This is a genomic window from Nostoc sp. PCC 7524, from assembly GCF_000316645.1.
In the GTDB taxonomy this organism is placed as follows: domain Bacteria; phylum Cyanobacteriota; class Cyanobacteriia; order Cyanobacteriales; family Nostocaceae; genus Trichormus.
Window position 1 is genome coordinate 228,619 of sequence record NC_019684.1, and the last position, 12,516, is coordinate 241,134.

Genomic DNA, 12,516 nt, shown 5'->3' on the forward strand with positions numbered 1-12,516 from the left:
TATTTTTACTACATTTCAGACCCTGATCAGCATGGGAATTTGAGATTGGGGACTGGGGACTGGGGATTGGATTTTTCCCCTCTGCTCCTCATCTCCCCCTGTCCCCTGCCCCTCTGCTCCCCTGCCTTATGCTAAAACAGGTACGGGAATCTCCAGGTGAGGATATAAGGGGAAGCGATCGCACAATGCTGCTACTCGGCGTTTACAATCTTGAGCTACTGTTTCTGATTCTGGGTTGAGCAGGCGATCGGCGATAATATTACCAATTTCGGTAAATTCATCTACTCCCATACCCCTTGTTGTCATAGCAGGAGAACCTAATCGCAAACCACTGGTAACAAATGGTGATTGGGGATCAAAGGGAACTGTATTTTTGTTAGCGGTAATATTAACTTCACTCACTAACTGATCTGCCTTCTTACCAGTCATACCAATAGAACGCAAATCGACGAGCATTAAATGGTTATCTGTACCATCAGATACCAGTTTTACGCCCCGGTTTTGTAATTGAGCCGCTAAAGCACGGGCATTATCAATTACTTGCTGGGAGTAAGTTGTAAATTCTGGCTTTAAGGCTTCACCAAATGCCACTGCTTTACCTGCAATTACGTGTTCTAGAGGGCCGCCTTGAGTTCCGGGGAAAACAGATTTATCTAACTTTTTACCGAGTTCTGCATCACGGGTCAAAATTAAACCACCTCTGGGGCCACGCAGAGTTTTATGGGTGGTGGTGGTGACGACATCACAGTAGGGAATTGGGTTAGGATGCAAGCCACTAGCAACTAAACCAGCAATGTGGGCAATATCAGCTAGTAAGTAAGCACCAACTTCATCAGCAATACTACGGAATTTCTCAAAGTCAATCATCCGAGGATAGGCAGAATAACCACAAATCAAGAGCTTAGGACGCTCTTTTAGTGCCAACTCGCGAATTTGGTCATAGTCTAGTTGTTCTGTTTGCTGACTCACACCATAATGACGCACTTGAAACCATTTACCCGACACATTCACCGGAGAACCGTGGGTGAGGTGTCCACCGTGGGACAAGTCCATGCCCATGATTGTGTCACCTGGTTCTAACAATGTCAGAAAAACTGCAAAATTCGCTTGTGCGCCAGAGTGGGGTTGTACGTTGGCATGAGCTGCACCAAATAGCTGTTTAGCTCTGTCAATGGCTATTTGCTCGATTTTGTCAACAAATTCGCAACCACCGTAGTAACGCTTGCCAGGTAAACCTTCTGCGTATTTATTTGTCAGTACGGAACCTTGAGCCGCTAAGACAGCTGCTGAGGTAAAGTTTTCACTAGCAATTAACTCCAAATGGTCGCGTTGGCGTTGGAGTTCTTGATTAATTAATTCTGCGATCGCTGGATCCGAGGTAGCAAGCAAGTCTGAATTTGTCTTAGTCACTTCAACTATACCTAATGGAAATTTGCACAACAGTTGATTTTGTTGGAACTTAGCACTTAATTGAGAGTCAACAGCCCATAGTTCCATAGTCCTTTGACTGCTGTACAGACACGATTAACCGCGTGTGTACTTTTGACTTTTATGTGTGCTGATTTATTTATTATTAGCCACCGACTAAGTGCATAGATTAATTATCATAAACCTCTTTAGGAGAATGTGAACTTTTATATTATTTGTTGTTCAGATCAACTGACTACTCAACAATGCAACGAATATCACAGTCTGTCCCTGCTTGAGTTCAGGGGCAACAGGAGTAATAATTTATGTATGAGTATTTACTCAAAAACTAAATCTCTCAGACCAACAACATACAATTAAGGTAAAGTTCACTTGACAATTTTTTACTACTAACCCCATTTTTGCCAAAAAGAGTGCTGAAGGATACTCTGAGGCAACCTGCACCAAGGACAATCTCAATTAGTTGCAAGCCTTCAGCATCTCTTAGGACACCTAAAAACTGTGTCTTCTCCTGGAAGAATGTGGATCATGATGAGGATTTACAGGAGGGATTGGATGCTAGTCATTTTAATGGATGATCAAATCCTTGCCCCTGAGCAGGTTTGCCAGTCTTGTTTACTGGCTGATGGTAGTGGTCAACCCCGGTGGCGTGGAGGAAAATTATGTTGTGGTCAAGCTATTCGTAAGCTTGTAGAACAACAGTCAGAACAGTATGAGTGTCTGATGGGTTTCCGCATTGCCCAAGTAGAATAAATCATAGTTTCACAAGAAAGGCTGATTAACTGCGTTATCCTAGGCTCAAGAAAGTCTGAAATTTTAGCCACAGGAGAACGCATAATGACTTGGCGCGGATCTACAACAATTCCAGATCGGTTTTTTGCTTGTTTACCTTATCTGCTCCCTATCATTGAAGTTTTTGTCTATGGTGAATTTTTGCTGAGACAGTTTCCACCCCTACAATTACTGTTTCTGCCACTCATCCCATTGCTGCAAATTTACTATGGTGTTCGTTATGCAGGATTAATCATTTTCTTTGCTTTGTGGCTATTAGTTGTCAGAAACGAAAAAATTAGTCATTTCATTCGTTTCAATACCATGCAAGCCATTCTCATAGACATTATTATCTTTTTATTTGGCATCCTGACTGATGTGGTGCGACTCATTCCTGCTACTGGTTTTGCTACACAAACTCTTTATACAACCATTTTTCTAGGTGTAATGGCAGCAGTGATCTATTCAGTTGCCCAATCATTGTTAGGACGTTATGCAGAAATTCCGGCGATTTCCGATGCTGTTTATATGCAAGTACGCTAATTCTTAACGGGTTGCCACGGTGTTTTCTAGGCGACCGATGCCTTCGATTTCCACACGGACGCGATCGCCTGGATGTAATTGCCCTATACCCTGGGGTGTACCTGTCAATATCACATCTCCAGGTAGCAATGTCATCACCTGACTAATATAAGACACTAAAAAATCTGGGGGAAAAACCATCTGATCAATCTCAGCCGATTGCACGGGATTGGCATCATCATTGAGAAATGTTTGTAATCTCGCACCTGGATTTAATTCTCGGACAATCCAAGGGCCTAAAGGACAGAAGGTGTCAAAACCTTTGGCTCTCGTCCATTGTCCATCCTTTTGTTGTAAATCTCGCGCCGTTACATCATTCGCGATGGTATAACCCCAAATTTTAGTTTGGGCTTCTTCTGGTGTACAGTTACAGGCGCGATCGCCAATCACCAATGCTAATTCCCCTTCGTAGTCTACCCGTTGCGACTGGCGAGGATACTTAATTGCTGTTTCCGAAGCAATAATTGTTGTGGGCGGTTTGAGAAAAATTAACGGCTCAACAGGAACTAGAGTTCCCATTTCTGCTGCATGATCTGCATAATTCTTCCCCACAGCTACAATTTTGGAGGGGGCGCAGGGAGCAAGAATGTGGTATTTGTCTGATTCTAAAATTAAATCTGTGGGCTGTCCTTGTAACCAGGGTGGAGCATCTAACACCTGCACGTTAAGAGATAGTTGTAGCAACCCATAGTAAATCTTTCCCTCTAGATTTTGAACTCGCACATAGCGTTGGGCCATAACCTTGATCAATATCCTTATTATCTAATGTTGAAAGTAGCTATCTTCCTTTTTGATGCAGGTTGGAGCTACAAAATCCAAATTTTGGCAGATTGGGCTGATGATTAAAATTAAAAACTGGTAAGATTATAGTTCCTTGTTGCTTCAATTGTTGATTGATACTGGTAGCTTCTAGCAGACCATTGTATAAATCATTGCAAGCAGCCAGTTGTCCAAAAGGAGACTTACAATCATGTCCACAGTTTACGAAACACTATATATTTTGCGTCCTGACCTGACAGATGAACAAGTAGAGCAAGCGATCGCTAAATATCAGACCCTACTGCAAGACCAAGGTGCTGGTAATATCGAAATCCAAAATCGTGGTAAGCGTCGTCTTGCTTATGAAATCAATAGACATCGGGACGGAATTTACATCCAATTTAACTACACAGGCCCCGGAACTGCGATCGCTGTCCTAGAACGAGCCATGCGATTGAGCGAAGAAGTAATTCGCTACCTGACAACTAAGCAAGAAGTGTCAGAGGCCAAAACAGAGCCAGAAGCTGTTACAGCTTAAGGTGTAAACGGTGCTGAGTGATGAGTAAAAATTGCTAGTCTCTAGCTCCTGATCATCACTTCTTGGTGTATGCAGATGATAAGGACTCCTAACTCAGCACCAGCTCAACGCCGCCCTACAGCTAACAGCGTTTAATCAAACTAAAAAAAAATTTACCTTGTACCTTTTTTTGATTCAGTTGGGAATGCTAAATTAACAGGTACTTGCCAAAAGCAGTACGTTTGCAGTTATACCTAAAGGTTTGACACCATTCTTCAATCGGAGCTTTAAGCCACCGTGAGCCAACCTGAAATCCCCAACATCCAAACTCTCTCTCAGGAAATATCGCAGTTGCATCAAGAACTACAACTGCGCGATCAATTAGTACAGCAGCTATCTCAAGAACTGTTCCGGTTAGTGAAGGGCAATACTAATTTTATACCCCAAAAATCTGAGCCTGAACCTAACCTGAGTCAGTTGCAAGCCTTGCAAGAACAACTACAAGCGGTAGAACAGCAAGTGATGTTCTACCAAGAACAAATTACATCTCGTGATACCGAAATTTACCAACTGCGCCAAACCGTACAAGAGTTGACTGATCGTAGCCGGATGTTGGAGCAAGTAGTACAAGAGTTACCTCAAATTTACCGTCGTAAGTTTGAAGAACGCATGGCTCCAGTTAGAGAAAAAGTGTCAATGCTACAACGGGAAAACCGTCAACTGCAAGCAGAACTCCAAAGTGTCAGTTACCGTTTAGCTCTCAAAACCCGCACGTCTAGTCATAGTGGTATCGATTTACCAAATTTTCCTCGTCCTACATCTGAACAAGGTAATGTTTCTGCTGTCCAAAATGCCTGAATTAATCAGTGTCAATTTACTTCTCTGATATTTACAACTACAGTTTAATTTTTCCTGTCTGATAAATTTTAATTGTTATCCTAATTCGTCTTTGACTTTGATCTCTTACTTGGAGTAGTAAGCGATTCATTTTTACGACTCAAATTAAGCCTTTAATTGGAGAATGATTTGGGATGATGTGACTCCCAGTTTTTTCTGATGTATTAATACCTACCTATCTGGTGCAGCATGGGTAGCCAAGAAGTTGATTCTACTTTAACTATGACCCACTGCACCTGGTGGAGACAATAAACGACTGTAAGCATTGCTGATTAGTCGTTACTCTAGGCATTCTATTTCATTAAGAGCAGAACTAAGAGCATAGGCAATGAGAGGAAATGATTAGAAAGTATTAAGAAATACCATGACTTTTGACATTGCCAAATGCTTGCTCTTACAATGAAAGGTTAGCTTGCTAAAGCTAAATTTTGATCATTAACCAGAGTAAGTACGTCTTCGTAAGTGTCAAAAATTTCAAATACTGAATCCAACTGCGTAAGTTCTAAAATTAGACGTACAGGGGTTTGTACGTTGCACAAAACTAACCGACAATTACTTTGACGAGCAAAAGTCAGACCTTTAACCAATGAAACCAAGCCAGAACTATCCATAAAATCTACTTCTGCTAGATCGATGACCCAAATTTGATGCGGCTGAGGAGATATTTCAGCCATTTGTTCGCTCAAAGCCATGCCGCCTTCTACGTCTATGCTTCCTTGAGGTTTAAACAAAAGTACTTGCAGTTCTTGTGTGAGCGTCATAATTTTTTTAAGGTAAGTAGTTGAAACACTTAACAAAAGCAGAAAGCGGACAATAATACTGATAAAGTGTCAGCTGTTAATTCATTGTTAAATCCACAACAAGAGCAAGGCCTAAGCCATCAGTTGACAGGGTTGATCAGTATTTAAGCCGTATAATTTGTTTTTACACCCCCAATATAGGCACAAACGCCTAATGAATTCAGTATCAACCGTATCTTTTACATAATTTTTATATTTTTATCTGCTTTTTATAAATTTTTCATAATAAATTCTTGCTTTATAACAGTAGTTATGCGTTTGTGATAAGTATCTAAGAGATATGTATCTGTCAATATTAAATATCTGATAAATACTATAAGTATTAGTCAATAGGCAATAGGCAATAGGCAATAGGTGACAAGCAATAATTATTTTCCCCTACTCTCGCTCGGTGCTAGGCTGACACCTCTGTAGGGAAAGCAAGCTACATCCTCCTCATCTTCCACCCTGCGGGAAGGTGACGCTTCCCTACACCCTTACACACGCCACTTGGCTCAAGTCGGGAAACCCGCCCACGCCAGTGGCTATCCTACAACCCCTTTTCTTAACAGTAGCTTGATTGACACCTCACTCATAAACAAGCAAAGATGTATATAAAGTAAAAAATTGTAAAGGCGGCGGTGCGGGATGTCTCTTGAGTTGATTTCACTAGAAAACATCCAGGAGTTTGCCCAACATTACGGTTACTGGGCTATTTTTTTGGGGATTTTGCTAGAAAATCTAGGCATTCCCCTTCCTGGTGAAACAGTAACCTTAGTAGGTGGGTTTCTAGCTGGCAGTGATGAGCTGAGTTACTGGATAGTTCTCGGTGTTGCCGTTACTGGTGCTGTACTTGGTGGGATTTGCGGTTACTGGATTGGTAGACTTGGCGGCTGGTCTTTCTTACTGCGAATAGGTAAGATATTTCGGATTAGTGAAGTGCGGCTGTTGAGTATTAAAGAGCAATTTAGTGAAAACGCAGCTAAAGCTGTATTTTTTGGGCGCTTTTTCGCATTATTGCGAATATTTGCGGCTCCACTAGCTGGTATAGCTGAGATGCCTTTCGGAAAATTTTTGATATACAACCTTTTAGGGGCGAGTGTTTGGGCTGGGTTGATGGTAACGTTAGCGTTTTTCGCAGGCAGAATTGTTTCCCTCGAACAATTAGTTGCTTGGGTGAGTCAATTTGCAATTTTGGCTTTAGTGATACTTGTTGCCCTGATTGCCATCCCTCTGTGGTTGGAGTCTCGCCAAGTTAAGAGTGCAGCAGAAGATTGACACTCGCCTGCCTAGTCTTTTGTAGGGTACGTCAGAAGAGATAATTTGTTAAAAATGAACATATTTTTGACATCTGACGCACCATACTCAAGTAAAGACGTAGCAGTGCTACGTCTCTACAAATTTTCTTTCACCTTTATTTAGTTTGCTGCGCCCAAATACGTGTAGGTAATCCCCAAACGTAAATAAAGCCTTCAGCTGCTTTGTGATCAAACTGATCGTCAGCGCCGTAGGTGGCTAAATCAGGGCTGTAGAGTGAATTATCGCTCCAACGACCGACTATAGTTGCGTTACCCTTGAAAAGTTTCAAGCGTACAGTTCCAGATACTTGTTCTTGTGTCTTTTGAATAAAAGCATCTAAAGCCGCTTTAAGTGGGCTGTACCATAAACCGTTGTACACAATTTGGTTGTATGTTTCTTCAATGCCTCGTTTGTAATGGGTAACGTCCGCAGTTAAAGTCAGGCTTTCTAAATCCCGGTGTGCTTGAATCAGCACTAACATGGCTGGTGATTCGTAAATTTCTCTTGATTTGATACCTACCAAACGGTTTTCAATCATATCGATGCGTCCGACACCATGAGTGCCGGCGATCTGATTGATTGCTTGGATGAGTTCTACAGGGTTTTTGGTTGTACCGTTGAGGGTGGTGGGGATACCTTGGGTAAATCCAATTTCAATATACTCTGGTTCGTTGGGAGTATCTGCGATCGCTTTTGTCATTTCATAGATTTCTTCTGGTGGCTCAAACTTGGGATCTTCCAATACACCAGCTTCTATACTACGACCCAGTAAATTCTTGTCAATGCTGTAAGGAGAAGACTTTTTCACTGGGGCTGGGATACCAAACTTTTCTCCATAAGCAATGGTTGCTTCTCGACTCATACCCCATTCCCGCGCCGGTGCTAAGATTTTCAGATTGGGATTGAGGGCTGTACAGGATACATCGAAGCGCACTTGATCATTACCCTTACCAGTGCAACCATGCGCGATCGCATCTGCACCGTATTTTTCAGCAGTTTCTACTAATATTTTGGCAATTAACGGCCGGGCTAGGGCAGTTCCTAGGGGATAACGATTTTCATAGAGGGCGTTAGCTTGAATGGCGGGAAAAGCATAATCTCTCACAAAGCTATCTTTCACATCCAACACTAGGGATTCACTAGCACCCGATTTTAAAGCTTTTTCTCGGATTGGTTCTAATTCATCTCCCTGTCCTAAATCTGCTGCTAACGTAATCACTTCTTCCACACCCCACTCATGTTTGAGGTAGGGTATGCAAACAGAAGTATCAACTCCACCAGAATATGCGAGAACAACCTTTTTGGCGCGACCCATTTGCTTCTCCAGTTAGGAAAACACATAAAGAATGAGTCATTATTATATCTAAATACACTGTGTATATTTTCTTGATGCAACAGCCGATAGGTTAATTAATCAGGGCAATAAATCATCATTCATTGACACAGGGGATGGGTGACAGGTTATGGGCGACAGGTTACAGCAAAGAAAGAGGAGGAGGTGTACTTAATTTTCCAGAAATCCAATAGGAGTCTTATATGTCCACTATCTATATAAATAGAGAAATATTCATTTTTTTTCTCCAATACATAATAAATAATTTTGCTTAACCATATATTCTATAGTTCTTAACCTCTGGTAGTAATTTCCAAGTTTATTTAAGTGATATTGCCACAATATTCACTTTTGAACTTTGGAGTTTTATCTGATGAAATTAACCCGAAATTTTGGCACGGCTGCATTTGTTGTTGCCATGTCTTTAGCTACTGTTGCAGCAAAACCTACACAGGCTGCTGTGGTTAATTATAATTTCAATGTGAATACTACATCTGGTCAATATTTTGGTTCTTTTAGCTTTGATGACTCTAACTTAAATCGCATAGGTGAAGAGAACCTGGATGTTAGTAATGGCTTAATATCCGTTTTATTTGATTACTTAGGTACTACATATACCCAGGTAGATGATATCGAATATTCCACAGGGGTAAGTCCTTTCATCAGCTTTAGAGATGGGAAACTGTTAGGACTGAGTTATTTCGTGGAAAACCAATTTTTTATCGGTGGTGATTTAGATACTCCTTTTATCGGCGGCAATAGATTTTATACCATTGTGGGATCTGACTTTTTCTCTGCTAATGAAGCAGGTACAGTTAGTTACACTCAAATACCAGAACCCTTAGCTATTTTGGGTACAGTGATCGCCACTACTGCTGGATTATGGCTTAACCGCAAAAAAGTATCAACAGCTAACTAGAACACAAGGGTAACAACTGTGCTGTGTTTTTTGGGAACACCCCTTGTGATATTCTTATCTTTATAGTACACTTGTACTGAAAAGAGAAATCCTGATTGAATCAAGCCCCACTCATACGAGGGGGCTTTTATTTTGAAGTCTGATTTTTTAAGTAGTGTAGTCATGGCAGTAATTTTACGGTAAAGCCAAAGCTATTTAACCTCTTATTTGATATTCCTTAACCTTGAGGCATGGATTAAAGAGTTATTCAGTGGAATTGCTTAACAATTAACTCTTTAGCTTGGGAGTATTTTCTGATGACATTAGCTAAAAACTTGGGCATTGCTAGTTTTGCAGCTGCTATCTCTATTGCTGCAATTACTGCTAAACCTGCACAAGCTGCCATAGTTAGATACGATTTCACTGTCAATCCTGGTGAGTCTTTTGGTTCTTTTAGCTTTGATGACTCAACCTTAACAGGTTTAGGTCTGGAAACAATTGGAGTAGAAAATGGCTTAGATGTCACTTTCAACTACCTAGGCACTACTTACACAGAGGAAGATGATCAATCCTACGACTTCTTCCCCATCCTCACCTTCAACGATGGTCGGATTCAAGGACTCAGTTATGGCGTTTTAGATCAATTTTTCATTGGTGATGAAACGAACTTTAATATAGGAGGAGCAAACTTCTATGTATTTGATCCACAATCCCCTTCCTCTCTTATACAAACAGGGACAGTGAGTTATTCTAGAGTTCCAGAACCTTTAGCACTAGGTGGAACTGCGATCGCTACTACTATGGGTTTATTCATCAAACGCAAGAAAAAAGCCTCGTCAATAGCAGGCTAGGAACAATTGTTTTTGGTTACTAGCAAGGCAGATTATACATCTGTCTTTTTTTTTACCCAAAAAAATAGAGAGACGTTGCATTACAACGTCTCTCAATGGATTATCAGCAGAAAAAATTTAAATTACAAACCGCCAATAATACCACCGTCATTGCGGGTAATTACTACCGTTCCAGAACGGGGGCGACCAGATGGGCCGTAGCCTTGGGTGTGAGGCCAATCACTGGTTCTAGTGGGATTATCAGCAGGCGCACCTTCCCCTGGATGCTGGATGTTGATAAACATGGTTCTACCATCAGGTGTAGTAGTAATACCTGTAACTTCACAGTCTGTAGGGCTAGTCAAAAAGCGTTTAGTCTGTTTAGTCACGGGGTCAGCGCACATCATCACGTTACCGCCGATGTTTACCCAATCACCACGACCGTCACCAGCTTGGTCAGTTTGAATCCAAAGGCGACCGAAGTCGTCAAACCATAAACCATCCGGCGCACCGTAGTCATCACCAATGATGTTGCCTTGTTCATTAGGATTAGAGTCGAGTTTGTCACCGCACTCAACAAAAATATCCCAACTAAAGGTAGTGGCTTTCACGGTGCGTCCAGTTTCACGCCAGCGAATGATATGACCGTAGATGTTATTAGCACGGGGGTTAGCATCATCTACAGGGGGACGCGCACTACCTCCTGCTGTTGTACCGTTAGGACTATTTGAGGAAGGTGGATTTGTACCACGACGGCTATTATTGGTCAATGTACAGTAAACTTCAATCTCCCTAAATCCACCGAGACGAGGACGTACAGCTGTCCATTCTGGACGATCCATCATGGTTGCACCCACGCGATCGGCCGCTTGGCGTGTTTTGATTAACACTTCTGCTTGGCTTCGGAAACCGTTCTCAGGTGTTAAACCACCTTGACCATAAATGAGGGGAATCCACTCCCCAGTACCATTGTCGTTGAACTTAGCGACGTACAGTACACCATCGTCAAGTAGATCACGGTTAGCCGCACGATTGCCTGGATTATAACGTTGGGAGCAAACGAACTTATAAATATATTCGTTGCGCTCATCATCACCCATGTAGAAAGCTACATAGTTATTGTCATCTACAACATACTGGGCGCTTTCATGCTTGAACCGTCCCATTGCAGTGCGTTTGACGGCTTTGCTTGTTGGATCTGGATCGTATGGGTCAATTTCTACTACCCAACCAAATAAATGCGGCTCAAGTGGGTTAGTGCTGGCATCAAAGCGTGGATCAACTTCATGCCAACGATAACCGAAACCAGTTCTGGAGATACCATATCGGCTTTGCCCAGCTAAGATTTCAGGCTTTTGATCAAGACCTGGGGCGGAAACTACATCTCCGGTAGGATTAGCAAAATAACCGTTCCAGTTTTCTTCACAGGTTAAGTAAGTTCCCCAAGGTGTGTAGCCGTTGGCGCAGTTGTTGACTGTACCGTAGGCAGTGTAGCCATCGTTGATGCCAATCTCAACCGAGCCAGTGGGTGTAATATTAAACTTTTTCGACTTCAACAGGTCATCACCCGCAGCAGGTCCCGATACTCTCATCTCGGTATTAGCAGTGTAGCGGCGACCATAAATTGAATTACGATTAACACTCCAGGTATTACCAGTTTTGTTAATTTCTACGACAGAAACACCGTGAGCTGCTTGGGACTTGCGTATCTTGGCAATATCGGCACTTAATCCACCGACATGAAGAATTTCTTCATGGGTATATTCGTGGTTGATGCACAGCAAACCCTTATTTGTGTCCTGGCCAACAAAATTTCTAAAAGACCTTGCTAACGCACCAACTGAGCGGCCTACAACCCGCTCTGGAGGAATAGAAAAGTAGTGCATACCATCATGGTGCATCCCCACCTGCATTTCCTGAGCAGCAGCATCTTGGGATGCGTCCACTTTCCAATCAGGCGCACCAGGCATAATTGGATCTCCCCAAGCTAGCAATACCTTGGCTGTGTAACCTTCAGGAACACTGACAAGATCCTTTTCCAAACGTATTGAACTTGGATTTGTGGGATCTGGGTTTAAATTTGGTGGCACACTCTTGAAGCCAATCCCACCAAAGCCAGGTTTTGCAGGTATTGGAGATGCTTCGACACTGTGGAGAAAGCCGCCGATGGAAACCTCACCCACTACAGTTAGCACTGACGTACCCACAGCTGTCATGATGAATCGCCGACGGCTCAAACTAACGCGGTCAATTACGTCACGAATTGATTCGTTACGGGATGGGTTGAGCGTTGCATCATTTCTGGGATGAAAGCGTCCTTTCATTTTTGGTTCTCCATTTAAGGTTTACGAGATTCCTCTTCTCTAATCAAATGAGCGATTTGTTTTAGGAAAAACTCCGCGTTTTTGCGTAGTTTCTCTAAA

Annotated in this window: 12 protein-coding genes; 7 read left to right on the forward strand and 5 right to left on the reverse strand. The window is 42.2% G+C overall.

All coding sequences use genetic code 11. The features are described 5' to 3' along the window. Positions 1 to 126: 126 nt before the first annotated feature. Complete coding sequence (gene glyA / locus NOS7524_RS00995) at positions 127 to 1,410, reverse strand: serine hydroxymethyltransferase (protein ID WP_041555487.1); 1,284 nt, start codon at positions 1,408 to 1,410, stop codon at positions 127 to 129. Positions 1,411 to 1,983: 573 nt separating this feature from the next. Between glyA and NOS7524_RS01000 the strand changes: the two genes are divergently transcribed. Continuing rightward, on the forward strand, positions 1,984 to 2,181 hold the full coding sequence (locus tag NOS7524_RS01000; protein ID WP_015136589.1) for a hypothetical protein: 198 nt from the start codon (positions 1,984 to 1,986) through the stop codon (positions 2,179 to 2,181). An 84-nt stretch (positions 2,182 to 2,265) separates the two neighbouring features. Further along, positions 2,266 to 2,742 carry a Tic20 family protein gene (locus tag NOS7524_RS01005; RefSeq protein ID WP_015136590.1) on the forward strand — a complete coding sequence of 159 codons (477 nt, stop codon included), beginning with the start codon at positions 2,266 to 2,268 and terminating at the stop codon, positions 2,740 to 2,742. 3 nt (positions 2,743 to 2,745) lie between these two features. Here NOS7524_RS01005 and NOS7524_RS01010 read toward each other — a convergent pair whose 3' ends face one another. Beyond that, positions 2,746 to 3,519, reverse strand: a complete 774-nt coding sequence (locus NOS7524_RS01010; RefSeq protein ID WP_015136591.1) for a fumarylacetoacetate hydrolase family protein — start codon at positions 3,517 to 3,519, stop codon at positions 2,746 to 2,748. Between the two features lie 232 nt (positions 3,520 to 3,751). Here NOS7524_RS01010 and rpsF point away from each other — a divergent pair, with 232 nt between their 5' ends. Together rpsF and NOS7524_RS01020 are read left to right on the forward strand one after the other, a co-directional pair. Then, complete coding sequence (gene rpsF, locus NOS7524_RS01015) at positions 3,752 to 4,078, forward strand: 30S ribosomal protein S6 (RefSeq protein WP_015136592.1); 327 nt, start codon at positions 3,752 to 3,754, stop codon at positions 4,076 to 4,078. A 276-nt stretch (positions 4,079 to 4,354) separates the two neighbouring features. Next, positions 4,355 to 4,915 (forward strand): Npun_F5560 family protein, encoded by a 561-nt coding sequence (locus NOS7524_RS01020; protein ID WP_015136593.1) that lies wholly within the window; start codon positions 4,355 to 4,357, stop codon positions 4,913 to 4,915. 446 nt (positions 4,916 to 5,361) lie between these two features. Here the strand turns inward: NOS7524_RS01020 and NOS7524_RS01025 are convergent, their stop codons facing one another. Then, a complete protein-coding gene (locus NOS7524_RS01025) occupies positions 5,362 to 5,715 on the reverse strand; it encodes an STAS domain-containing protein (RefSeq protein WP_015136594.1) in 354 nt (117 codons plus the stop codon). Between the two features lie 666 nt (positions 5,716 to 6,381). Between NOS7524_RS01025 and NOS7524_RS01030 the strand changes: the two genes are divergently transcribed. Next, positions 6,382 to 7,011: a DedA family protein gene (locus NOS7524_RS01030; protein ID WP_015136595.1), complete on the forward strand. Its 630-nt coding sequence runs from the start codon at positions 6,382 to 6,384 to the stop codon at positions 7,009 to 7,011. Between the two features lie 136 nt (positions 7,012 to 7,147). Here NOS7524_RS01030 and NOS7524_RS01035 read toward each other — a convergent pair whose 3' ends face one another. After that, entirely contained in the window at positions 7,148 to 8,347 is a 1,200-nt protein-coding gene (locus NOS7524_RS01035) for an argininosuccinate synthase (protein WP_015136596.1), read from the reverse strand. Between the two features lie 391 nt (positions 8,348 to 8,738). Here NOS7524_RS01035 and NOS7524_RS01040 point away from each other — a divergent pair, with 391 nt between their 5' ends. Next, the gene (locus tag NOS7524_RS01040; protein WP_015136597.1) at positions 8,739 to 9,284 is read left to right on the forward strand and encodes a PEP-CTERM sorting domain-containing protein; all 546 of its coding nucleotides are present in this window, start codon (positions 8,739 to 8,741) and stop codon (positions 9,282 to 9,284) included. A gap of 296 nt (positions 9,285 to 9,580) precedes the next feature. After that, positions 9,581 to 10,114 carry a PEP-CTERM sorting domain-containing protein gene (locus NOS7524_RS01045; RefSeq protein WP_015136598.1) on the forward strand — a complete coding sequence of 178 codons (534 nt, stop codon included), beginning with the start codon at positions 9,581 to 9,583 and terminating at the stop codon, positions 10,112 to 10,114. A gap of 122 nt (positions 10,115 to 10,236) precedes the next feature. Here the strand turns inward: NOS7524_RS01045 and NOS7524_RS01050 are convergent, their stop codons facing one another. After that, on the reverse strand, positions 10,237 to 12,417 hold the full coding sequence (locus tag NOS7524_RS01050) for a PhoX family protein (protein WP_015136599.1): 2,181 nt from the start codon (positions 12,415 to 12,417) through the stop codon (positions 10,237 to 10,239). Between the last annotated feature and the right edge of the window lie 99 nt (positions 12,418 to 12,516).